The organism is Salmonella sp. A1325, assembly GCF_056991255.1.
The window spans coordinates 412522-435790 of sequence record NZ_JAMLWO010000001.1; the positions used below are offsets into that span (position 1 = coordinate 412522).

Below are 23269 nucleotides of genomic sequence, written 5' to 3' on the forward strand. Positions count from 1 at the left end.
ACCGATGACAACCCAGTATGGATTTTTTATTGATTCCAGTCGTTGCACCGGTTGCAAAACCTGCGAACTGGCCTGCAAGGACTACAAAGATCTCACTCCCGACGTCAGTTTCCGGCGGATATATGAATACGCAGGTGGCGACTGGCAGGAAGATAACGGCGTCTGGCACCAGAACGTCTTTGCCTACTATCTCTCCATCTCCTGTAACCACTGCGAAGACCCGGCCTGTACCAAAGTCTGCCCGAGCGGCGCGATGCACAAGCGCGATGACGGTTTTGTGGTGGTGAATGAAGAGGTCTGTATCGGCTGCCGCTACTGCCACATGGCCTGCCCGTACGGAGCGCCGCAGTACAACGCCGCCAAAGGTCATATGACTAAGTGCGATGGCTGTCATGATCGCGTCGCCGACGGCAAAAAGCCTATCTGCGTGGAATCCTGCCCGTTACGGGCGATGGATTTCGGCCCGATAGACGAGCTGCGTAAAAAACACGGTGAGCTGGCTGCCGTCGCGCCGCTGCCGCGCGCGCATTTCACGAAGCCGAATATTGTGATTAAACCCAACGCCAACAGCCGCCCGACCGGGGACACCACCGGTTATCTGGCCAATCCGAAGGAGGTATAAGATGGGAAGTGGATGGCATGAATGGCCGTTGATGATCTTCACGGTCTTTGGTCAGTGCGTGGTCGGCGCGTTAATCGTTAGCGGACTGGGCTGGCTGACGGCAAAAGACGATACCATCGCCCGTCAGCGCATCGTGCGCAGCATGTTTTTTCTGTGGCTGGTGATGGGACTGGGATTCCTCGCGTCGATTATGCATCTCGGCTCGCCGATGCGCGCGTTTAACTCGCTTAACCGCGTAGGCGCTTCCGCACTGAGTAATGAAATCGCCGCAGGATCGGTGTTCTTTGCCGTAGGCGGCATCTGGTGGCTGGTGGCGGTACTCGGTAAAATGCCCCCGGCGCTGGGTAAAGTGTGGCTGCTGGTCAGTATGGCGCTCGGCGTTGCATTCATCTGGGCAATGACGCTCGTTTATCAGATAGATACCGTGCCAACCTGGTATAATGGCTACACCACGCTGGCCTTTTTCCTCACGGCATTCCTGTGCGGCCCGGTGTTTGCGGCGCTACTGCTACGCATCGCGCGCGTCCCATTTTGCAGCGTGACGTTTGCCAGTATTAGCGGCCTGGCGTTGGTGGTGTGCGTGGCGGTCATCGTACTACAAGGGCTGTCTCTGTCAACCATTCACAGTTCCGTGCAACAGGCCAGCCATCTCGCACCGGATTACGGTATGCTACAGGTCTGGCGCATTGTCTTGCTTGCTGCCGGATTAGGCTGCTGGCTATGTCCACTAATCCGTCGCCGCGAACCGCATACCGTTGGTTTGCTGCTCGGTGTCGTGCTGGTGCTGGCAGGCGAAATTATTGGCCGCGGACTTTTTTATGGCCTGCATATGACCGTAGGTATGGCCGTCGCAGGTTAATTTATGCGTGCGGGGCGACCCGCACCTTTCGGGATTGTTTGAATGACCACTTTTTTACAATGTGATGATTTTGCAGTAACGGCGCGTGTTCTTGGCGCGTTGTTTTATTATTCGCCGGAAAGCCACGAAACCGCTCCTCTGGTTCAGGCGCTATTAACCGACGACTGGCAGGCGCAGTGGCCGCTTGATGCCGAGGCGCTTGCGCCTGTGGCGGCTATGTTTAAGACCCATAGCGAAGAGTCGTTGCCACAGGCCTGGCAGCGTCTGTTTATCGGCCCTTACGCTCTGCCGTCTCCGCCGTGGGGTTCCGTCTGGCTGGATCGTGAGAGCGTATTATTTGGCGATTCTACGCTGGCGCTACGTCAGTGGATGCGCGAAAACGGAATTCAGTTTGAAATGCAGCAAAACGAGCCAGAAGATCATTTTGGGTCGCTGTTGCTGCTGGCGGCCTGGCTTGCCGAGAATGGCCGTCATCATGAATGCGAACAACTCCTGGCCTGGCATCTGTTTCCGTGGTCGTCCCGCTTTCTGGACGTATTTATCGATCATGCCGGGCATCCGTTTTATCAGGCGTTGGGGCAACTGGCGCGTCTGACGCTGGCGCAATGGCAAGCTCAACTTATTATTCCCGTCGCTGTAAAACCGTTATTCCGTTAATCCCCACAAAAGGCAGGATTTTACCTGCCTTTTCTCCCATTGCGGCCTATTTTTATCCACAAAAAGTGACAACGTCACACCACGCTTCTATTTTTAAGATAATTCTTTATCGTGAATGTTCACCCTAAGCCGCATAAGGGCAAAGCATAATTGTTAATAGATGTTTAATAGTGTTAAACATCACGCTTCGCTGGAATCCTTCCCGACCTGTTGCTATAGCTCAAAGCACCCTGCCGGAACATGGCATAACAACACGCGACTCTTAACGTCGCCATAACACATGCAAACAGGGAGACACACCGCAATGCACACCCTCACCCTAAAACGCGTACTTGGGTTCACTATCGTCATTTTGCTGTTACTGGCGCTGTTTATCTGGGGAATCGGTCTGGAGACGCTGAAAGCGCGTCAGGTCGATCTGCTGTATCTCGGACAACGGCATTTGATGCTGGTCTTTACGTCCATGTTTTTTGCTTTACTGGTCGGTATCCCGAGTGGGATTTTACTCAGCCGTCCTGCGGCAAAAGGATTTGCTGAATATGTCATGCAAATCTTTAATGTTGGTAATACCTTGCCGCCACTGGCCGTCCTGGCCTTAGCGATGGTGATTATCGGGATCGGCGATACGCCCGCCATTGTCGCGCTATTTCTGGCTTCTCTTCTGCCTATCGTCCGCAATACCTATGCGGGCCTCTGTTCCGTTCCCGCCTCACTGATTGAAGCGGCGAACGGGATTGGGATGACAAAATGGCAGCGGCTTCGTCAGGTAGAGCTACCTAATGCGTGGCCAGTGATGCTGTCCGGTATTCGCATCGCGACCGCCATCAATGTCGGCACCGCGCCGCTGGCCTTTCTGATCGGCGCCAGCAGCTACGGCGAGCTGATTTTCCCGGGAATTTATCTCAACGATTTTCCGACGTTGATTCTCGGCGCAACGGCCACGGCGTTATTCGCGCTGATTCTTGACACTCTGCTTGCCTGGTTTGGGCGACGCCTTAGCCCTCATACCGTCTGAACGCATAAATAACAATAAGGAGCGTTAAATGAGATTCAAAAAACACCTGTTGGGATGGCTTGCCACAACGCTGTTGTTCAGTAGCCAGACGCAGGCCGCGCCGCTGGTTCTCGCTACCAAAAGCTTTACCGAGCAGCATATTCTTTCCGCTATGACCGTTCAGTATTTGCAGAAAAAAGGCTTTCAGGTTCAGCCGCAAACCAATATCGCCGCGGTGATTTCACGTAATGCGATGGTGAATAAACAAATTGATATTACCTGGGAATACACCGGTACATCGCTGATTATTTTCAACCGTATCGATAAGCGCATGAGTCCACAGGAAACCTACGACACGGTAAAACGCCTGGATGCGAAGCTGGGCCTGGTATGGCTCAAACCGGCTGACATGAACAATACTTACGCGTTCGCGATGCAGCGCAAACGCGCCGAGTCGGAAAATATCACCACCATCTCGCAAATGGTGGCAAAAATCGAACAGGTCCGGCAGAACGATCCTGACCACAACTGGATGCTCGGTCTCGATCTGGAATTTGCCGGGCGCAGCGATGGGATGAAGCCCCTTCAGCAAGCCTACCAAATGCAGCTTGATCGCCCGCAAATACGACAGATGGACCCAGGGCTGGTCTATAACGCCGTTCGGGATGGGCTGGTTGACGCCGGGCTGGTCTATACCACCGACGGACGGGTGAAAGGGTTTGATCTGAAAGTGCTGGAAGATGATAAAGGCTTCTTTCCAAGTTACGCTGTCACGCCCGTGGTGCGTAAAGAGGTGCTGGAAGCCAATCCTGGCCTTGATGACGCCTTAAACACCCTTTCCGGCCTGCTCAATAACGATGTGATATCGACCCTAAACGCCCAGGTCGATATCGAGCATCGCACGCCGCAACAGGTAGCCCATCAATTTTTGCAGGACAAAGGTCTGCTGTAAGGAGCGCCTATGGATACGATACATTATATGCTGGATAACGCAGGCTATCTCGCCAGCCTTACCTTTCAGCATCTCTGGCTGGTTGCGCTGGCCGTCGGTCTGGCGATTATCATCGGCGTACCGTTAGGCGTTTTGATTGTACGCCACAAATGGCTGGCAACGCCGGTATTGGGCGCCGCCACGCTACTTCTTACCATTCCGTCTATCGCGCTGTTTGGGTTAATGATCCCGCTCTTTTCGCTAATCGGACATGGTATTGGCGTTCTGCCCGCCGTGACGGCTGTTTTTCTCTACTCTTTACTGCCGATTGTCCGTAATACCCATACTGCGCTTGATAGTTTGCCGCCCGGTCTGCGTGAAGCGGGACGCGGCATCGGTATGACTTTCTGGCAACGGCTGCGCTGGGTCGAAATCCCAATGGCCCTACCGGTTATTTTCGGGGGTATCCGCACCGCGGTAGTGATGAATATCGGCGTGATGGCGATTGCCGCGGTGATCGGCGCTGGCGGTCTGGGGCTGCTACTGTTAAACGGCATTAGCGGCAGCGATATTCGCATGTTAATTGCCGGCGCGCTGATGATCTGTCTACTGGCGATTGTGCTTGACTGGCTGTTGCATCGTCTGCAAGTCGTACTGACACCTAAGGGGATACGATAATGATAAAACTGGAAAATCTCACCAAACAATTTGTACAGAAAAAGGGTCAGCCGCTAAAAGCCGTCGACAACGTCAACCTGAACGTGCCGGAAGGCGAAATGTGCGTCTTACTCGGTCCCTCCGGCTGCGGCAAAACCACCACGTTAAAGATGATCAACCGGCTGATCGCGCCCAGCAGCGGTAATATTCTTATCAACGGCGAGAATACCAACGATATGGATACGGTAACGCTACGCCGCAATATTGGGTATGTTATCCAACAGATCGGCCTCTTTCCTAATATGACGATTGAAGAAAATATTACCGTTGTGCCGCGCATGTTGGGTTGGGACAAAGCACGCTGCAAGCAACGCGCCGAAGAGTTGATGGACATGGTGGCGCTGGATGCCAGAAAATTTCTGCATCGCTATCCAAAGGAGATGTCCGGGGGACAGCAACAGCGTATTGGCGTGATCCGCGCTCTGGCCGCCGATCCGCCGGTACTGCTGATGGATGAGCCCTTCGGCGCGGTGGACCCAATTAACCGCGAAGTGATCCAGAACCAGTTTCTGGATATGCAGCGTAAGCTAAAAAAGACCGTGATGCTGGTCAGCCATGATATCGACGAAGCGCTAAAGCTCGGCGACCGTATCGCCGTGTTCCGTCAGGGACGAATTGTACAGTGCGCCAGTCCTGATGAACTGCTGGCCAAACCGGCTAACGAGTTTGTCGGGTCGTTTGTCGGTCAGGACAGAACATTAAAGCGTTTGCTACTGGTCTCCGCAGGCGATGTTACCGACCAACAGCCAACCATTACCGCGCGGCCTTCCACGCCGTTAAGCGAGGCGTTCGGCATTATGGATGATCACGATATTCGCGCCATTACCGTCATTGACAACGACGGTAAGCCACTGGGATTTGTGAAGCGCCGGGAGGCGCGGAACGCCAGCGGAATCTGCGCCGATATCACCCATCCTTTCCGTATTACGGGCAAAGCGGAAGATAACCTGCGTATTGTGCTGTCCAGATTGTACGAAAGTAATACCAGCTGGATGCCGATCGTTGATGAAGACGGACGCTATAACGGTGAAATCTCTCAGGATTACATCGCCGATTATCTCAGCTCAGGCCGCACTCGTCGGGCGCTAAATATTCACGAAAGCAGCTAACGTTGCCGCCGGATGGCCTCTCGCTATCCGGCAATATCATTATTGTACGCAATATTATATCGCACATAGTGCTTTTGCGTCTGACGCCATTTCCCCGCAGAATAGGCTATCCTGAAACTCCCTGTTTACCCGCTCATGCATCGTTTACACGCTTACCCGGATCTGCGCGCGATGTTTCGTCGCCTGCTGATCGCTACGCTCATCGGTATTCTCGCGGCGCTGGCTGTCGCCGCCTTCCGTCATGCGATGCAATTGCTGGAGTGGATTTTCCTGAGTAATGACACCGGCAGTCTGGTGAATGCGGCTGAGGGGCTTTCGCCCTGGCGACGGCTGATTACGCCAGCGCTTGGCGGCCTGGCCGCTGGTCTGTTGCTGTGGGGGTGGCAAAAAATGAACCAACAGCGCCCCCATGCGCCCACTGACTATATGGAAGCATTGCAAACCGACGGGCAATTTGACGTTGGCGCCAGTCTGGTGAAATCGCTGGCCTCGCTGCTGGTCGTGGTCAGCGGCAGCGCAATTGGTCGCGAAGGCGCAATGATCCTCCTCGCCTCGCTGGCGGCATCCAGCTTTGCCCGACGCTTCACGCCGCGTGAGGAATGGAAATTATGGATCGCCAGCGGCGCCGCTGCGGGCATGGCGGGCGCTTACCATGCGCCGCTGGCGGGCAGCCTGTTTATCGCGGAAATCCTGTTCGGTACCTTAATGCTGGCTTCCCTCGGCCCGGTTGTCGTTTCCGCCGTCGTCGCCCTGCTAACCACCCATGTATTAAACGGTAGCGATTCACTACTCTATACCGTGCATCTGACCGTTGATCTCCACGCGCGGGAGTACGTCATGATAGTCAGTACCGGCCTGGTCGCCGGTCTGTGCGGCCCATTGCTGATGTGGCTGATGACGGCCAGCCATAATAGTTTCTTACGTTTAAAACTGTCCCCGCCCTGGCAACTGGCGTTGGGCGGGCTTATTGTCGGATTACTGTCGTTACTCACGCCCACGGTATGGGGAAACGGCTATAGCGTCGTACAATCATTTTTGCTCTCCCCGCCGCTATTCTCGCTGATTGGCGGAATTTTTGTGTGCAAAATCCTGGCGGTGCTCGCCAGTAGCGGATCTGGCGCGCCGGGCGGCGTCTTTACGCCAACATTATTTGTCGGATTATCAATTGGAATGTTTCTGGGTCGGATATGGGGATTCTGGCTGCCAGGCTCGGGTGAAATAGCGATTTTATTGGGGCTGGCGGGTATGGCGACGCTACTGGCGGCGACAACCCATGCGCCGATAATGTCCACCCTGATGATTTGTGAAATGACCGGCGAGTATCAGTTACTCCCCGGTCTGCTGATTGCCTGTGTAGTCGCGTCAGTGCTCTCGCGAACGTTACGCCATGATTCTATCTACCGCCAGCACGCTGCCGAGCATTGACAAACGAATATACTGCCCCAGCTCACGCTGCTCGGCGCGCGGCAGGTACGGTAACTCGCCAATCAGCGGCGCTGGCAGTTTTTTCCCAAGCACATCAATAATTTCAGCATAATGCGCCAGGCCAGGATTGATACGATTCGCCACCCAGCCAATTAATGGCAGTCCATCGTTAGCGACAGCTTGCGCAGTCAGTAGCGCATGATTAATGCACCCCTCCTGAATCCCTACCACCATCAATACCGGTAACTGTTCCTGTACCACCCATTCGGACAATGGACGTAAATCATTCATCAAACTACGCCAGCCGCCAGTACCCTCCACAACCACGTGGTCCACTTTATCGCTCAGGCTCGCCAGGCCGTTGGACAGCAAGGTGTAATTTATAGGACAGCTATGCGCGACGCTGCTTTCTTCTTCGCTTAACGCGATCGGATTAATCGCCTCATACGGCAACTCCATCGAAGAAACGCTTTGCAATACCAGCGCATCTTTGTTGCGCATTCCTTCTGCAGTCTCTTTGCTCCCTTTAGCGACAGGTTTATACCCTGCAACGCTCTTACCACTCGACGCTAACGCTTGTAGTAATGCGCGGGAAACCACCGTCTTCCCAACAGAAGTGTCTGTACCTGTAATAAAGAAACGCTTCAGCATCACTAACTCCACCGTTATGCTTCGAAAATATAAGCCAGGAAAATAATACAGTGGAGAAAGTCTAAGATATGGCAAGGGCAATCAGCTTGAGTTAGCGCAAATTTTTGTACAACAGTTAAAAAATGTTAACCCTGTAATAGACGAATCAACAAAGAGCCGTTATACATCGCGTCTTTTACCAACGCCGCCCCGGCCATCGTGCCCTGGTTGGTAAACTGCGTGCTTTCCACTACCGTATTCCTGCTGTAGGCGGGCAGCGCCTGCTGACGGATACTGTCAGCAATGGCCGGAAAAAGGATATCAGCCGCTTTACTTAGCGGCGAACCAATAAGAATTTTTTGCGGATTAAATAAATTCACCATGATAGCCAGAATGCGTCCGACATGCGCGCCAACGCCGCTAATAATATCTTTTGCTAATAGATCTCCCTGCATCGCCGCCTGACACAATGAATCTACCGTTAACGGCTGGCCGTGCAACATTGAACTCATCGACTGATTAAGCCGAAGCTGCGTAAGTTCCAGCACGCTATCGACGCTGGCGATGGTCTCCAGACAGCCATGATTACCGCAATAACAGCGCTTACCATAAGGATCGACCTGGGTATGCCCAATCTCTACCAGACTGCTACTGCCCGCATGAAGCAAATGACCGTCGGTGATAACGCCCGCCCCCACATTATGATCAATCACCACCTGGATAACGTCGCGCGCGCCGCGTGAGGCGCCAAAAAGCGCCTCTGCCATCGTCCAGGCGCTAATATCATGCTGAATGTAAACCGGTACGCCGGTGTGCCGCTCCAGCGCATCTCCCAAAGGCATCTCTTTGACATCTTCATAATACGGCATCCGGTGCACAACGCCGTTTTCGGTATCGATAATGCCCGGTAACGTAATGGCAATGGAGGTCAGACGCTCCAGTTTCTGCTGATGGCGGGTAAAAAACCGATCAACGTGCGTAATAATTCGCTCAAGCAACGGCGTGGCTTCGGTTAACGGCAGCGGCAGACACTCTTCTACCACCAGTTTGCTGCTAAGATCGCGTAGCGCAAGGAAAATTTCGCCACGGCTAATACGAATAGATAAATAGTGCCAGGCTTCCGTTTCCACCATCAGCCCGACGGCGGGACGTCCACGACTGCCCGCCTCTTTAATTTCAAGTTCCTGAACCAAATGCGCTTCCAGCATTTCGCGAACAATTTTCGTAATACTGGCAGGCGCCAACTGCGCCAGACGAGACAGGTCAATTCGCGATACCGGTCCGAGCTGATCAATCAGGCGATACACTGCGCCAGCATTGGTCTGCTTAATTTGATCGATATGCCCAGGCTGACTATCAGCAACCACCGCTCACTCCCTTTATTTTCGCGCTCCGAAATAATCTGTGTGCTATGGTGAAACACTTCAATACTCGCCGTCAACTTTTTGCTTAGCCGTGTGATTAACTGCACATTTTCACCCTTTTTAAGCGTAATTAATCCCGTCGGGCAGCCAGTAATAGCAGTTGGCAAAACCGCTGTACGGCATGACTCTGTTCATGATGCTTTGGCCATACCAGCCACATTTCAGATACGGCGTCCTCTTCCGCCAGGGGAACCCAGCGCATCTCGCTCATCTGTACACGCTTAAAGGATGCCGGCAGAATCGAGACGCCCAGTCCCGCCGCCACCAGACCGATAATGGTCATTGCCTCGCCAACCTCCTGCGTGATGGTCGGCGACAGGTTATAGCGCCGCATCAGGCCGAGAATATCGTCGTAGAGGCCCGTCCCGACATGTGGATCGAAAAAGACGAAAGGTTCTTCCGCCAGTTCTGTCAGACTGACGACCGGCTTTTGCGCCAGCCGATGTTCGCGCGGGATCATGGCCATAAGCGGCTCATGCAAAATCACCTCGCGATTAAGTGTGTCGGGCAGCGGCGTATTCCGCAGCAAGCCAATATCCAGTACGCCTTCGTTGAGCGGCGCGATTTGCTCACGCGTATTCATTTCACGCGTTTGCATATGCACCCCCGGATAGGACTGGCGGAACAGCGAAAAGGTATGCGATACCGCCCGAATAAAAGGCGCTGAAGACGTAAAGCCAATACGGATTTCTCCCGCTTCGCCCTGATGCAGCCGCTCGGCGCGAGCGGCGGCGTCGTTTACCAGACTCAGGATGTGTCGGCTGTCCACCAGAAACTGTCGCCCGGCGGCGGTTAACGCTACGCTGCGGTTGGTCCGCGCCAGTAATCGCGCGCCGACCTGCTGCTCCAGAATTTGTATCTGCTGACTGAGCGGCGGCTGCGAGATATTGAGGCGCGCGGCGGCGCGACCAAAATGCAGCTCTTCTGCTACCGCCACAAAGTAACGTAAATGACGTAATTCGATATTCATATTTTTAACGTCTTATTTGAGACAATTAATATATTAGACAGAATATTTTGCTTTTTCTATGCTTTACATGTCGGTTATACCCGTCTCCTGTTGACGGAGATGTAAAGCAAGGATTTAACGTGAGTCGTACAACTATTCTCGATGACGCCACGGCGAGCGATATCGATGAACAACGCCATTCTCAGCCGGTTCAATTTATTAAACGCGGTACAGCGCCTTTCATGCGCGTCACGCTGGCCCTTTTTTCCGCAGGCCTGGCGACTTTCGCGCTCCTTTATTGCGTTCAGCCTATACTACCGGTACTTTCCCAGGAATTTGGCGTCTCCCCCGCCAGCAGCAGCGTTTCACTTTCTATTTCTACCGCCATGCTGGCTATCGGCTTGCTTTTTACCGGCCCGCTTTCTGATGCGATAGGCCGTAAACCGGTGATGGTCACCGCGTTGTTATTAGCCTCCTGCTGCACATTGTTATCAACCATGATGACCAGTTGGCATGGTATTCTGATTATGCGCGCGCTGATCGGTCTGTCGTTAAGCGGCGTCGCCGCGGTGGGAATGACCTACCTGAGCGAAGAAATCCATCCCAGCTTTGTCGCTTTCTCTATGGGGCTTTATATTAGCGGTAATTCCATCGGCGGGATGAGCGGGCGTTTATTAAGCGGCGTCATGACCGACTTTTTTAACTGGCGCATCGCGCTGGCGGCCATCGGATGCTTTGCGCTTGCGTCCGCGCTGATGTTCTGGAAGATTTTACCCGCCTCGCAACATTTCCGTCCCACGTCGCTACGGCCTAAAACGCTATTTATTAATTTTCGTCTCCACTGGCGCGATCGAGGGTTACCTCTGCTGTTTGCGGAAGGCTTTTTACTGATGGGCGCGTTCGTCACCCTGTTTAACTACATTGGCTATCGCCTGATGCTCTCCCCCTGGGAATTAAGCCAGGCCGTGGTCGGACTGTTATCCGTAGCCTATCTCACCGGCACATGGAGCTCGCCGAAAGCTGGCGCAATGACCTCACGCTATGGCCGGGGGCCGGTGATGCTGTTCTCTACCGCAGTAATGCTGGGTGGGCTTTTACTGACGCTTTTTACCTCGCTTTGGCTGATTTTTGCCGGGATGCTGCTTTTTTCCGCCGGCTTTTTCGCCGCGCACTCCGTGGCCAGTAGTTGGATTGGCCCGCGTGCGCGCCGGGCGAAGGGACAGGCCTCGTCACTTTATCTTTTCAGCTATTATCTGGGGTCCAGTATCGCCGGGACGCTAGGCGGCGTATTCTGGCATAGTTACGGCTGGAACGGCGTAGGTGGTTTTATCGCGCTAATGCTGGTGCTGGCCATCCTGGTCGGGACGCGGTTACATCATCGTCTTCACGCCTGAAAAGAAATAATCCGGCGATAGCAACGTGCGCTATCGCCGGGCTGGTTTCACGCCACGACTCACTGTTCACCATAGACCTGTCAGGCTTGATACGCCCATAACTTCTCTGATTGCATCCAGCGCCAGAAGCGTAAATACCACCCAGATTATCGGATTCATATACGGTGTGCCTGTTATTCTGGAGGGCGGATATTACCGACTCTGCGACCAAAAATAACGGCCGGTAACGTAAAGCTACCTATTATGGTGGGGGCTTACATCGCGTTACCGGGGGATTGTACATAGCGTTACATGCCGAAACCAATCACTCACGGAAGCCTTTTGATAACAGCGATATAGTCATTTTACCGGCCCCGCAGTGGGGTTGAATGAAAACCAAATCGAGGGTATCAAAATGAAAAAAGTATTAGCTCTGGTTGTTGCCGCTGCAATGGGTCTCTCTTCCGCAGCATTCGCGGCTGAGACTGCAACGCCTGCGAAAACCGCAGCGCCTGCCAAAACAACCCAGACCACCCAGCACCACAAAAAACAGCATAAAAAAACCGTTGAGCAAAAAGCGCAGGCGGCTAAAAAGCACCAGAAAAAAGATGGCAAAAAAGCCCCAGCCAAATCTACGTCAAAAACAACTTCGCAGCCGGCTGCGTAAGTCGTAACATGCTGCGGCGCGCCCCCGCGCCCGTTTTTACGGCGCTAAATTGTTCTGGTTTAGCGCCGCCTTCCGGGAGGGCAAAAAAGTGTCTCGCTACCGCTTTGAGCTCATTCTTATCGTGCTTATTTTATGCGCCGTTATTGCCACGCATTTCTATCTTTCCTGAGTGTAGTTATCTGATTTTACTCCCACTTTCTTACCGTCACGTCTATAGTAGTACTGAGGGTTTGTTGTTAATAATCATAATTACCCACCAGAGTGTGATATGCATAAAACCATTGCTGTATTACTGGGCATAGTGTGTTTTTTACCGGTTATGGCGAAAGCCAGGGGGGCTGAAACAGACGCCACGGATGCCAGCAACGTCAAAACGCTTTTTTTTAACCATGATGATCGGGTGCCCGTCGCCGATCCTACCCAATCGCCGTGGGATGCCATCGGGCAACTAGAGACCGCCAGCGGTAATTTGTGTACGGCAACGCTTATCTCCCCGCATATCGCCCTGACAGCAGGTCACTGCCTGCTAACGCCACCGAAAGGAAAACCAGACAAGGCGGTTGCGCTGCGTTTTGTGGCGCGAAAAGGAGTATGGCGCTATGAAATCCACGGCATTGAAGGCCGCGTTGAACCGTCGCTGGGCCGACGCCTGAAAGCGGATGGCGATGGCTGGATTGTGCCGCCTGCCGCGGCAAGCTGGGATTTTGGTCTGGTAATATTGCGCTACCCACCTTCCGGTATCACGCCAGTGCCTTTATTTACCGGCGATAAAGCGGCGCTCACTGCGGCGTTGAAAGCCGCAGACCGAAAAGTCACGCAGTCTGGTTATCCGGAAGATCATCTGAATGCGCTCTATTCCCATCAGGATTGCGTCGTGACCGGCTGGGCGCAGAATGCCGTACTCTCACACCAGTGCGACACGTTACCTGGCGACAGCGGCTCGCCGCTCTTATTGCACACGGATAGCGGATGGCAGCTTATTGGCGTACAAAGCTCCGCCCCTGCGGCTAAAGATCGCTGGCGCGCCGATAACCGCGCTATATCCGTCACCGGCTTTCGCGATAAGCTGAAAGCTCTGGCGCAGGATTAATGCGGGAATCGCTGCCTGACCGGCAGCGATCGTCTCAGGCAAATTTGATCATGACCATTCCGGCGAGCAGCAATATCACGCCAACCCAGCCTTTGGGATTTAAGCGCTGGCCGAAGAGCACCCAGCCCGCCGCCAGCGTGGCGGCAATACCAAAACCGCCCCATAGCGCATACGCCACCGACAGGTCTATCCCTTTTACCGCCTGGGAAAGCGCGCTGAAGGCGGCCAGAACAGCGGCAAGCGATAAGATGCCATAGCATTTACGGCGAAAGCCGTCCGAAAATTTCAACAGTACGTTAGCCGCGATTTCCAGCATTATTGCCAGCCCAAGCCAGGCGCCGTGTATCCATTCAAATTGTTGCACAAGTCGCCTCCTTCACCGGTTTGCCGGGTTTACGCGTCCCTGATTTGATCAATACGATGCCGGCGACCAGCGTCAGCAAGCCGGCAATCTTCATGGTTGATAATGCTTCATCAAATAGCAGCACGCTAAAAATGGTAATAAATAAAATGCCGATCCCTTCCCATAAGGCATACGCTACACCCAGGGCAATCTTTTTTACCGCAAAAGAAAGAAATATATATGACAGCGTGATCATCACCAGCATTAAAATAAAACCCGCATTGCCATTACCCACACTAGCCCATTTCATTGAGAGCGTGCCGGTAATTTCAGTCGCGATAGCCAGAGCTAATAAAATCCAGTAAAACATGACACTTCTCCTGCATGAGAATATACTCTTTCGAGTCTGCTGCACGCAGCAAACTAAAAAATAAAATCAGTTAGCACAGCGCATTGCGCCAGCTCAGGCAGAAGTGAGAGACTAAAGTGCGTTACGCCAGTGCTGCTCGCCGATAAGCAGGAAAAAGGAGGTAGAGTGAAGATGCGTTTGCGTGGAGAAAAAAGCGCTGAACATATTGTCCATAATATTACAATTATCCGCAGTGTTGCTTCTCGTCATCGCGGATGATAATTGTCCTCGGTAGTTGAACACGCCTGATTTGTATCATAAGCCAGGAATTAACTCAAAATATTTTCACTTCTTTACCTGAAGTGTTTGATTTTAACCAGAACAGGTCGACCGACATCACATTATTATTCGTGTCGGCATCAGAAAACAGGGACTGATATGGCAAAACCGATCATCACGCTCAATGGTCTAAAAATCGTCATTATGCTGGGAATGCTGGTGGTTATTCTGAGCGGTATCCGCTTCGCCGCAGATATCATTGTTCCCTTTATTTTGGCGTTATTTATTGCAGTCGTTCTCAATCCCATTGTGCAACGGATGACCCGGTGCCGAATTCCGCGCGTTATCGCCGTATCATTGCTCATTGTGATTATTGTTATGTTAATGGTACTGCTACTGGCCTATTTGGGGACATCATTAAATGAACTGGCTCGTACCCTACCGCAATATCGCTCCTCATTGGTGATACCGTTGCAACGTATTGAACCGTGGTTACAGCGAGCAGGCATTGGCGTGTCGGTTGATGAGCTGGCGAAATATATCGATCCAAACGCCGCCATGACTCTGGTAACGAACCTTCTCACCCAGCTGTCCAATGCCATGTCGTCCATCTTTTTATTATTATTGACTGTGGTATTTATGCTGCTGGAGGTCCCACAATTGCCTGAAAAACTGCAGCAGATGATGAGCCGTCCGGTGGAGGGCATGGCGGCAATTCAACGCGCGCTTGATAGCGTTTCCCATTATCTGGTGTTAAAAACAGCTATCAGTATCGTGACGGGGCTGGTCGCATGGGGAATGCTGGCCGCGCTGGATGTCCGCTTCGCCTTTGTCTGGGGTCTACTGGCCTTCGCGCTGAACTATATTCCTAATATTGGATCGGTGCTCGCTGCCCTGCCGCCCATTATTCAGGTGCTGGTATTTAACGGGTTTTATGATGCGCTGCTGGTGCTGGCAGGCTATCTGCTGATTAATCTGGTCTTCGGCAATATCCTTGAGCCACGTATCATGGGACGTGGTTTAGGCCTTTCAACCTTAGTGGTATTTTTGTCGTTAATTTTCTGGGGCTGGCTATTAGGTCCGGTGGGTATGTTGCTCTCCGTTCCGTTAACCATCATTGTCAAAATCGCCCTCGAACAGACCACCGGCGGGCAGAGTATCGCCGTTCTGCTTAGCGATTTAAACAAAAGATAAAATGCAATACATACACAAAATCATTCAAGATGCCTCGCGGCGGCAAGGGAAGAAATCCCCGGGAGCATAGATAACGATGTGACCGGGGTTTCTGAGCGCAGCCAACAAAGAGGCGGTTTAAAGGATGAAGTGTATAAAAACGGCCTCCGAAGAGGCCGCCGCACGTTTAAAAGATTAAAGCGCTTTCAGAATTGCATCCACGCTGGCTTTGGCATCGCCAAACAGCATTTGCGTATTCTCTTTAAAGAACAGCGGGTTCTGCACACCAGCATAACCAGTATTCATTGAACGCTTAAAGACCACGACATTCTGTGCTTTCCACACTTCGAGAACCGGCATACCGGCGATCGGGCTGCGGGGATCGTCTTGCGCCGCCGGGTTCACCGTATCGTTCGCGCCAATCACCAGCACGGTATCGGTATCGGCGAAATCATCATTGATTTCGTCCATTTCCAGCACGATGTCATAAGGCACTTTCGCCTCCGCCAACAGCACGTTCATATGACCGGGCAAGCGCCCCGCCACCGGATGAATGCCGAAACGCACGTTGATACCGCGCGCACGCAGTTTTTCGGTGATTTCCGCCACCGGATACTGCGCCTGCGCCACCGCCATCCCGTACCCCGGCGTAATAATGACGGAGTGGGAGTTTTTCAGCATCTCAGCGGTCTCTTCCGCTGTGATTTCGCGATGTTCGCCAGCTTCCTGATCGTCGCCCGTTGAGGAGCCGTCAGTACCGAACCCACCAGCAATAACGCTGATGAAAGAGCGGTTCATCGCTTTACACATAATGTAAGACAGGATCGCGCCTGACGAACCGACCAGCGCGCCGGTCACAATCAGCAAATCGTTGCTCAACATGAAGCCAGCCGCCGCGGCAGCCCAACCGGAATAGGAGTTCAGCATTGAAACAACCACCGGCATGTCCGCCCCGCCGATAGAGGCGACCAGATGCCAACCAAACGCCAGCGCGATAATGGTCATCAGCAGTAGCGCCAGTACCTGTAGACCCACGCTTTCTGTGCGGACAAAAACCAGCAGCAACAGGAAAGAAACAACCATCGCCGCCAGGTTCATTTTGTGACGGTTAGGCAACATCAACGGCTTAGAAGAGATTTTGCCGCGCAGTTTACCAAACGCTACGATCGATCCAGTGAAAGTGACTGCGCCAATAAAGATACCGAGGAAGACTTCGGTCAGATGGATATTCACCAGCACCGGCGCCAGACTGGCGTCATGGTACAGATAGCTGTTAAAGCCAACCAGTACCGCCGCCAGGCCCACGAAACTGTGCAGAATCGCGACCAGCTCCGGCATCTCGGTCATCTCAACTTTTTTCGCCATGCGGATGCCAATCGCGCCGCCAATAATCATGGCGACCAGAATCCATGCCACGTTGCCGGTATCCGGCCCAAAAATGGTCGCCAGCAACGCGATCGCCATCCCGGCAATACCGAAGTTATTCCCCTGGCGGGACGTTTCATGCTTTGAAAGCCCGGCAAGACTGAAAATAAACAGGATCGCGGCAACAATGTATGCAGCTGTAACTAATCCTCCAGACATGTGTTACCCCTTAGTTTTTCCGGAACATTTTCAGCATACGCTGAGTCACGGTGAAGCCACCGAAAATATTAATGCTGGCGATAAGCACCGCGATAAAGCTCAGGAAGCTGACCCAGCCGCCCTGACCAATTTGCAATAATGCCCCGACAACAATAATCCCTGAAATTGCGTTGGTCACCGACATTAATGGCGTATGAAGCGCATGAGACACGTTCCACACCACGTAATAACCAACCACGCAGGCGAGCGCAAACACGGTAAAATGGCCGAGGAACTCTTTTGGCGCGACATCGGCCAGCCAGCCAAAAAGAATGATCGCCAGCGCCATTAACGCATACTTCCGCCAGGGTGAAGCGGGCTTTTCCGGCTCTTTTGGCGCAGGTGCTGCTTTAGGCGCGGCCTGTGGCTGCGCGGAAACCTGGATTGGCGGCGCAGGCCAGGTAATGTCGCCGTCGCGAATCACCGTCACGCCACGGATCACGACATCGTCAAAATCCACGTCAATATTGCCGTCTTTCTCTTTGCACAGCAGCTTCAGCAGGTTAACCAGGTTGGTGCCATAAAGCTGGGATGACTGCGTCGGCAAACGCCCCGGTAGATCGGTGTAGCCAATCACTTTCACGCCATTGTCCGTCGTCACAACCTGATTAGCGACGGTATATTCGCAGTTACCGCCATTCTGCGCGGCCAGGTCGACAATCACGCTGCCGGCCTTCATAGAATCGACCATATCGCGGGTAATCAGCTTCGGCGCTGGTTTGCCCGGAATCAACGCGGTGGTAACGATGATATCGACCTCTTTGGCCTGGGCGGCAAAGAGCGCCATTTCCGCTTTGATAAACGCCTCGGACATCACTTTGGCGTAACCATCGCCGCTACCGGCTTCCTCTTTAAAATCCAGTTCGAGGAACTCAGCCCCCATACTCTGGACCTGCTCTTTGACTTCAGGACGAGTGTCAAACGCGCGGACAATCGCCCCCAGGCTGTTTGCCGCGCCGATAGCCGCAAGACCGGCTACGCCCGCGCCAATCACCATCACCTTCGCCGGCGGCACTTTCCCGGCGGCGGTGATTTGGCCGGTAAAGAAGCGCCCAAATTCATGCGCAGCCTCTACAATGGCGCGATAACCCGCGATATTCGCCATTGAGCTTAACGCGTCGAGCGACTGCGCGCGGGAAATACGCGGCACGGAGTCCATCGCCATCACCGTGACCTTACGTTCGGCAAGTTTCTCCATTAACCCAGGATTTTGCGCAGGCCAGATAAAACTGACCAGCGTAGTCCCGGGGTTCAGTAAAGCGATTTCCTCTTCTTCAGGCGCATTAACCTTGAGAATAATTTCCGACTGCCAGATAGCATTGCCGTCTACAATATCCGCGCCAGCCTGCGCAAACGCTTTGTCGTCAAAACTTGCCAGTTGACCCGCCCCGCTTTCGATAGCGACGCTAAACCCCAGCTTCAGTAGCTGCTCTACCGTTTTCGGCGTCGCAGCGACACGGGTTTCATTGGGTAACCGCTCTTTTGGTATGCCAATTCGCATAAATGTTCCCTTCCATCGGTATTTTTGATGATGGTTTGTCAGTAAGCGCGAGAAGCGTACGCCTGCCCGCGTTTGAGGTAAATGTTACCCCAGCAGAATAAAACCGTTACAAACTCTCTATAACCTACTGAAAATAACGCCTGTGATCTAGCGCCAAAAAACAGAATTTTTTATCAAATTTGCAAAACATGAACGATTCAGCCGCTAAGCAGCCATAATGCCTTGAAAATGGCCTGCGAGGGCTGATAATTCGCTCAAATTTGACAGTAAAACATCATTAAACCACTGTCGATATCAAGAAATTAACATTAAATTAACTTATTAAATTCATGCGCTTCATGAGCTTAGCCGCCCGGACGCCGTTTTTTTCGACATATCGGTAAATGTTATCATCAAAGATAGGATACATGACACGATGCGTGAAAAATCCCGCAGACATCCATATGGTTTAAATGCAATAATCAGCCACGTTTCTAGTCAATAACAATACCAGTACCTGGTTTGCGCAAGGCGAAGGATTATTTTTATGAAGCTTAAGAACACTCTCCTGGCGTCGGCACTGCTTTCTGCGGCTGCTTTTTCTGTCCATGCAGCAACAGAACTGACGCCGGAGCAAGCGGCTGCACTAAAACCTTATGACCGCATCGTTATTACCGGTCGTTTTAATGCTATTGGCGATGCGGTCTCCGCCGTGTCCCGCCGCGCAGATAAAGAAGGCGCAGCCTCCTTCTATGTTGTCGACACCTCGGAGTTCGGCAACAGTGGTAACTGGCGTGTTGTGGCGGACGTGTATAAAGCCGACGCGCCGAAAGCCGACGCGCCCAAAAATCGTGTCATTAATGGCATCGTGGAATTACCGAAAGACCAGGCCGTACAATTAGAACCGTATGACACCGTCACCGTTCAGGGCTTCTACCGTAGCCAGCCGGAAGTTAACGATGCCATTACGAAAGCGGCGAAACAGAAAGACGCATACGCTTTCTATATTGTTCGTCAGGTGGATGCGAATCAGGGCGGAAACCAGCGCATCACTGCATTTATCTATAAACAAGATGCGAAAAAACGCATCGTCCAGAGCCCGGACGCTATTCCGGCAGACTCTGAAGCTGGCCGCGCCGCGCTGGCTCAGGGCGGCGAAGCTGCGAAGAAAGTCGAAATTCCAGGCGTCGCTACGTCAGCCTCGCCGAGCGCCGAAGTAGGCCGTTTCTTCGAAACGCAATCCACCAAAGGTGGGCGTTACACTGTCACACTTCCGGATGGCACAAAAGTTGAGGAGCTGAATAAAGCGACGGCTGCGATGATGGTGCCTTTCGACAGCGTTAAGTTCACCGGCAACTACGGCAATATGACAGAAATCTCCTACCAGGTCGCCAAACGCGCGGCGAAGAAAGGCGCTAAGTATTATCATATTACGCGTCAGTGGCAGGAGCGCGGCAATAACATCACCATCAGCGCCGACCTCTATAAATAAGGCGCGCGTCGCCATCAGGCTTTCTCGCCGGATGGCGGCATACCTGCCTTATCAGGCCTACACGATCGTTCAACGGCAGGCCTGATAATCCACCATCCGGCACTTTCTCGCGGGATGCCCGTTCCGTCAAATATCGCGATGAATCTCACTTTTCGCTTTTTTGGCGATAAATCTTATCCAGGCCGTTGCATGCGGTCCCTTCTCTCCGTAAAATCCCGCGCCTTAGTGGCTTTCACCATTTTTATGCGTTTTGCCATAATAATTATTCTTCCAATTTCATTTTTATAGCTGGATACCAATGGAAAAAAAACTGGGACTGAGCGCGCTGACCGCGCTGGTTTTAAGCTCAATGCTTGGCGCAGGTGTTTTCAGTCTGCCCCAGAATATGGCCGCCGTTGCCAGTCCGGCTGCGTTGTTAATTGGCTGGGCCATTACCGGCGTGGGGATACTCTTACTGGCATTCGCCATGTTAATCCTCACGCGCATTCGCTCCGAGCTTGACGGCGGTATCTTTACTTACGCCCGCGAAGGCTTCGGCGAACTGATTGGCTTTTGTTCTGCCTGGGGCTATTGGCTGTGCGCGGTCATCGCCAACGTATCCTATTTGGTTATCGTTTTTTCAGCGCTGAGTTTCTTTACCGATACGCCTGCGCTGCGTCTGTTTGGCGACGGTAATACCTGGCAGGCTATTGTTGGCGCTTCAGTCCTGCTCTGGATTGTCCATTTCCTCATCCTGCGCGGCGTACAAACGGCAGCCAGCATCAATCTGGTTGCGACTCTGGCGAAACTGTTGCCGCTCGGCGCGTTTATTGTGCTGGCTATCATGATGTTCAAACTGGATACCTTCACACTGGACTTCACCGGTGTTGAACTCGGTATTCCCGTATGGGAACAGGTCAAGAACACCATGCTTATTACGCTGTGGGTGTTTATTGGCGTTGAAGGCGCCGTCGTCGTCTCGGCCCGAGCGAAAAATAAACGCGATGTAGGCCGCGCCACGCTACTGGCGGTACTCGCAGCGCTGGGAATATATCTCCTGGTCACTCTGCTTTCTCTTGGTGTTCTTGCGCGTCCAGAACTGGCGGAGATGCGCAACCCGTCGATGGCCGGACTGATGGTAAAAATGATGGGGCCGTGGGGAGAAATTATTATTGCGGCGGGACTGATTGTGTCTGTCTGCGGGGCTTATCTAAGCTGGACTATCATGGCGGCGGAGGTACCGTTTCTGGCGGCAGCCTATAAATCCTTCCCGGGCATCTTCGCGCGACAAAATGCGCAAGGCGCGCCTTCTGCGTCGTTATGGCTCACCAATATCTGTGTGCAAATCTGTCTGGTACTGATCTGGCTTACCGGTTCAGACTACAACACGCTATTGACGATTGCGTCAGAAATGATTCTGGTGCCCTACTTTCTGGTCGGCGCATTTCTGCTGAAGATTGCAACGCGTCCCCTCCATCGGGCGGTCGGTATCGGAGCCTGTATTTATGGCTTATGGTTATTATATGCGTCGGGTCCCATGCACCTGCTGCTGTCCGTCGTACTGTACGCGCCTGGATTACTGGTTTTCCTGTATGCGCGTCGGACGCACAAGCATGACAATGTATTAAATCGTCAGGAAGTCGTGCTGATTGGTTTATTGCTGGTCGCAGCGGTTCCGGCTACGTGGATGCTGGTGGGTTAACAACCTCCCCATCGTAATATCCGTCTGTATTACGATGGGGAAACCACGGTCTTTGCCAATATTAATGCCATTTAATCCAGCAAAAAATCAGCAGCCACGCGCTTAGCCCCCAGCAGACCACCGCACCGCCAAGCGCGACGGGCAGGCGCATCACGCCGCTGAAATACCATAGCGTTGCAAGATAAATGAAATAAGGAATGATCGACCACATGCTAAAGACGATGGTGGTACGCATCGCGTCGATGCCCCGCTCGCTGGCCACGATATAGTGCGCGATAAGCGCAAACGTTGGAAACAGAGGAATTAATCCGGCGATATAATAATTTTTCGTTTTTGACAGAAGACCAATCAATACGACGACCAGCGCCCCCAGGGCAGCTTTAATCACGAGTCCCATTACCTTGCCTTAACACGCTAATAACAACAGCGTGTAGCATAACGGAACCTCTCTCGTTTAGAAAAGATTTATGGAAGGGAAAACAGAGGCGGTGTATGTTGGCGTTTTCTATTCTCCATTTATAATATGAACCGCATTGTATTTGTTGAAGACGACGCTGAAGTGGGTTCTCTCATTGCCGCTTATCTGGCGAAACATGATATTGATGTCATTGTTGAGCCGCGTGGTGACCGGGCGGAAGATCTTATCCTCACCACTCAGCCCGACCTGGTTTTACTGGATATTATGCTTCCAGGTAAAGATGGCATGACGATATGCCGCGATTTACGCCACCGCTGGCAAGGCCCGATTGTCCTGCTCACCTCGCTGGACAGTGATATGAATCATATTCTGGCGCTGGAGATGGGCGCCTGCGACTACATCCTTAAAACCACGCCTCCGGCCGTTTTGCTGGCGCGTCTGCGCTTACACCTGCGGCAAAGCGAACAAACGCAACAGGCAAAAAGTCTTCAGGAGAGCGCGCTTACGCCGCATAAAGCGCTGCGTTTTGGCGCGTTAACCATCGATCCCCTTAACCGGGCGGTCCAGCTCAACGGCGATTTCATATCGCTCTCCACCGCCGATTTTGAATTGCTCTGGGAACTGGCGACACACGCCGGACAAATTATGGATCGCGACGCGTTGCTAAAAACGCTGCGCGGCGTCAATTATGATGGTCTGGATCGCAGCGTGGATGTGGCGATTTCCCGCTTGCGTAAGAAACTGCTGGATAGCGCTGCTGAGCCCTATCGTATAAAGACCATTCGCAATAAAGGCTATCTTTTTGCCCCTCATGCCTGGGACGAAACGACGGGATAAGTTAGCCGATAGATTTTACCTGCCTTTATCAAGTCATAGTGGCGATGCTCATCACCGCCACTGTTCAAAAAACAGACATTGTATACATGAATGCTATTTTTATTAGTCGAAACGGCCCCTTTATTACCGTTTTCTCTGCGTTGTGGT

Annotated in this window: 26 protein-coding genes; 16 read left to right on the top strand and 10 right to left on the bottom strand. The window is 52.7% G+C overall.

Features of this window, described 5'->3' with window-relative positions; genetic code table 11:
• Positions 1 to 4: 4 nt before the first annotated feature.
• The 8 genes from dmsB to clcB all read left to right on the top strand — a co-directional run bounded on the left by dmsB (position 5) and on the right by clcB (position 7314).
• Complete coding sequence (dmsB, locus tag NAZ64_RS02140; protein ID WP_220569209.1) at positions 5 to 622, top strand: dimethylsulfoxide reductase iron-sulfur subunit DmsB; 618 nt, start codon at positions 5 to 7, stop codon at positions 620 to 622.
• A 1-nt stretch (position 623) separates the two neighbouring features.
• Positions 624 to 1481: a dimethyl sulfoxide reductase anchor subunit family protein gene (locus NAZ64_RS02145; protein WP_000534698.1), complete on the top strand. Its 858-nt coding sequence runs from the start codon at positions 624 to 626 to the stop codon at positions 1479 to 1481.
• 42 nt (positions 1482 to 1523) lie between these two features.
• Positions 1524 to 2138, top strand: coding sequence for a Tat proofreading chaperone DmsD (gene dmsD / locus NAZ64_RS02150; RefSeq protein WP_483640864.1), 615 nt, complete (start codon positions 1524 to 1526; stop codon positions 2136 to 2138).
• 304 nt (positions 2139 to 2442) lie between these two features.
• Positions 2443 to 3153: an osmoprotectant ABC transporter permease OsmY gene (osmY, locus tag NAZ64_RS02155; protein WP_000557304.1), complete on the top strand. Its 711-nt coding sequence runs from the start codon at positions 2443 to 2445 to the stop codon at positions 3151 to 3153.
• A 28-nt stretch (positions 3154 to 3181) separates the two neighbouring features.
• Positions 3182 to 4084, top strand: a complete 903-nt coding sequence (osmX, locus tag NAZ64_RS02160) for an osmoprotectant ABC transporter substrate-binding protein OsmX (protein ID WP_001211196.1) — start codon at positions 3182 to 3184, stop codon at positions 4082 to 4084.
• A gap of 9 nt (positions 4085 to 4093) precedes the next feature.
• A complete protein-coding gene (gene osmW, locus NAZ64_RS02165; RefSeq protein WP_000379677.1) occupies positions 4094 to 4741 on the top strand; it encodes an osmoprotectant ABC transporter permease OsmW in 648 nt (215 codons plus the stop codon).
• A complete protein-coding gene (osmV, locus tag NAZ64_RS02170) occupies positions 4741 to 5889 on the top strand; it encodes an osmoprotectant ABC transporter ATP-binding protein OsmV (RefSeq protein WP_000593093.1) in 1149 nt (382 codons plus the stop codon). Before osmW ends, osmV begins: the two co-directional genes overlap by 1 nt.
• Positions 5890 to 6024: 135 nt before the next feature.
• Positions 6025 to 7314: a voltage-gated ClC-type chloride channel ClcB gene (gene clcB, locus NAZ64_RS02175; RefSeq protein ID WP_134944806.1), complete on the top strand. Its 1290-nt coding sequence runs from the start codon at positions 6025 to 6027 to the stop codon at positions 7312 to 7314.
• On the opposite strand, the gene bioD is transcribed toward clcB, so the two are convergent.
• The 3 genes from bioD to NAZ64_RS02190 all read right to left on the bottom strand — a co-directional run bounded on the left by bioD (position 7270) and on the right by NAZ64_RS02190 (position 10338).
• Positions 7270 to 7965: a dethiobiotin synthase gene (gene bioD, locus NAZ64_RS02180; protein WP_220569210.1), complete on the bottom strand. Its 696-nt coding sequence runs from the start codon at positions 7963 to 7965 to the stop codon at positions 7270 to 7272. The two genes, clcB and bioD, sit on opposite strands and share 45 nt — an antisense overlap.
• Before the next feature lie 125 nt (positions 7966 to 8090).
• A complete protein-coding gene (gene mlc, locus NAZ64_RS02185) occupies positions 8091 to 9311 on the bottom strand; it encodes a sugar metabolism global transcriptional regulator Mlc (RefSeq protein ID WP_000225094.1) in 1221 nt (406 codons plus the stop codon).
• Between the two features lie 127 nt (positions 9312 to 9438).
• Positions 9439 to 10338, bottom strand: coding sequence for a LysR family transcriptional regulator (locus tag NAZ64_RS02190; RefSeq protein WP_001019577.1), 900 nt, complete (start codon positions 10336 to 10338; stop codon positions 9439 to 9441).
• 119 nt (positions 10339 to 10457) lie between these two features.
• Between NAZ64_RS02190 and NAZ64_RS02195 the strand changes: the two genes are divergently transcribed.
• Positions 10458 to 11711 carry an MFS transporter gene (locus NAZ64_RS02195; protein ID WP_000091796.1) on the top strand — a complete coding sequence of 418 codons (1254 nt, stop codon included), beginning with the start codon at positions 10458 to 10460 and terminating at the stop codon, positions 11709 to 11711.
• A 66-nt stretch (positions 11712 to 11777) separates the two neighbouring features.
• Here the strand turns inward: NAZ64_RS02195 and NAZ64_RS02200 are convergent, their stop codons facing one another.
• Complete coding sequence (locus tag NAZ64_RS02200) at positions 11778 to 11870, bottom strand: KPN_01571 family protein (RefSeq protein ID WP_001068154.1); 93 nt, start codon at positions 11868 to 11870, stop codon at positions 11778 to 11780.
• A 235-nt stretch (positions 11871 to 12105) separates the two neighbouring features.
• Between NAZ64_RS02200 and asr the strand changes: the two genes are divergently transcribed.
• From asr to NAZ64_RS02215, 3 genes are all read left to right on the top strand, one after another.
• The gene (gene asr, locus NAZ64_RS02205) at positions 12106 to 12357 is read left to right on the top strand and encodes an acid resistance repetitive basic protein Asr (protein WP_001766314.1); all 252 of its coding nucleotides are present in this window, start codon (positions 12106 to 12108) and stop codon (positions 12355 to 12357) included.
• Positions 12358 to 12445: 88 nt separating this feature from the next.
• Complete coding sequence (gene ydgU, locus NAZ64_RS02210; RefSeq protein WP_086011712.1) at positions 12446 to 12526, top strand: small membrane protein YdgU; 81 nt, start codon at positions 12446 to 12448, stop codon at positions 12524 to 12526.
• Positions 12527 to 12625: 99 nt separating this feature from the next.
• A complete protein-coding gene (locus tag NAZ64_RS02215) occupies positions 12626 to 13447 on the top strand; it encodes a trypsin-like serine peptidase (protein ID WP_220569211.1) in 822 nt (273 codons plus the stop codon).
• A 34-nt stretch (positions 13448 to 13481) separates the two neighbouring features.
• On the opposite strand, the gene mdtI is transcribed toward NAZ64_RS02215, so the two are convergent.
• The 3 genes from mdtI to NAZ64_RS02230 all read right to left on the bottom strand — a co-directional run bounded on the left by mdtI (position 13482) and on the right by NAZ64_RS02230 (position 14442).
• Positions 13482 to 13811: a multidrug/spermidine efflux SMR transporter subunit MdtI gene (mdtI, locus tag NAZ64_RS02220; RefSeq protein WP_001183821.1), complete on the bottom strand. Its 330-nt coding sequence runs from the start codon at positions 13809 to 13811 to the stop codon at positions 13482 to 13484.
• A complete protein-coding gene (gene mdtJ, locus NAZ64_RS02225) occupies positions 13798 to 14160 on the bottom strand; it encodes a multidrug/spermidine efflux SMR transporter subunit MdtJ (RefSeq protein WP_097363321.1) in 363 nt (120 codons plus the stop codon). The genes mdtI and mdtJ overlap by 14 nt, the downstream gene beginning before the upstream one ends.
• Positions 14161 to 14271: 111 nt before the next feature.
• A complete protein-coding gene (locus tag NAZ64_RS02230) occupies positions 14272 to 14442 on the bottom strand; it encodes a protein YdgV (protein ID WP_001539987.1) in 171 nt (56 codons plus the stop codon).
• A 135-nt stretch (positions 14443 to 14577) separates the two neighbouring features.
• Here NAZ64_RS02230 and NAZ64_RS02235 point away from each other — a divergent pair, with 135 nt between their 5' ends.
• Positions 14578 to 15612: an AI-2E family transporter gene (locus NAZ64_RS02235; RefSeq protein WP_115286044.1), complete on the top strand. Its 1035-nt coding sequence runs from the start codon at positions 14578 to 14580 to the stop codon at positions 15610 to 15612.
• A gap of 174 nt (positions 15613 to 15786) precedes the next feature.
• Here the strand turns inward: NAZ64_RS02235 and pntB are convergent, their stop codons facing one another.
• Positions 15787 to 17175, bottom strand: coding sequence for a Re/Si-specific NAD(P)(+) transhydrogenase subunit beta (gene pntB, locus NAZ64_RS02240; RefSeq protein ID WP_220569212.1), 1389 nt, complete (start codon positions 17173 to 17175; stop codon positions 15787 to 15789).
• 10 nt (positions 17176 to 17185) lie between these two features.
• Positions 17186 to 18715 carry a Re/Si-specific NAD(P)(+) transhydrogenase subunit alpha gene (pntA, locus tag NAZ64_RS02245; protein WP_001219360.1) on the bottom strand — a complete coding sequence of 510 codons (1530 nt, stop codon included), beginning with the start codon at positions 18713 to 18715 and terminating at the stop codon, positions 17186 to 17188.
• A 526-nt stretch (positions 18716 to 19241) separates the two neighbouring features.
• Here pntA and ydgH point away from each other — a divergent pair.
• Both ydgH and NAZ64_RS02255 read left to right on the top strand, forming a co-directional pair.
• On the top strand, positions 19242 to 20186 hold the full coding sequence (ydgH, locus tag NAZ64_RS02250) for a DUF1471 family protein YdgH (protein ID WP_000769292.1): 945 nt from the start codon (positions 19242 to 19244) through the stop codon (positions 20184 to 20186).
• A gap of 298 nt (positions 20187 to 20484) precedes the next feature.
• Positions 20485 to 21867, top strand: coding sequence for an amino acid permease (locus NAZ64_RS02255; RefSeq protein ID WP_000412353.1), 1383 nt, complete (start codon positions 20485 to 20487; stop codon positions 21865 to 21867).
• Positions 21868 to 21928: 61 nt separating this feature from the next.
• On the opposite strand, the gene NAZ64_RS02260 is transcribed toward NAZ64_RS02255, so the two are convergent.
• Complete coding sequence (locus tag NAZ64_RS02260; protein WP_000524877.1) at positions 21929 to 22264, bottom strand: GlpM family protein; 336 nt, start codon at positions 22262 to 22264, stop codon at positions 21929 to 21931.
• A 126-nt stretch (positions 22265 to 22390) separates the two neighbouring features.
• On the opposite strand from NAZ64_RS02260, the gene rstA reads away from it, so the two are divergent.
• Complete coding sequence (gene rstA, locus NAZ64_RS02265; protein ID WP_001080048.1) at positions 22391 to 23122, top strand: two-component system response regulator RstA; 732 nt, start codon at positions 22391 to 22393, stop codon at positions 23120 to 23122.
• Positions 23123 to 23269 lie beyond the last annotated feature (147 nt).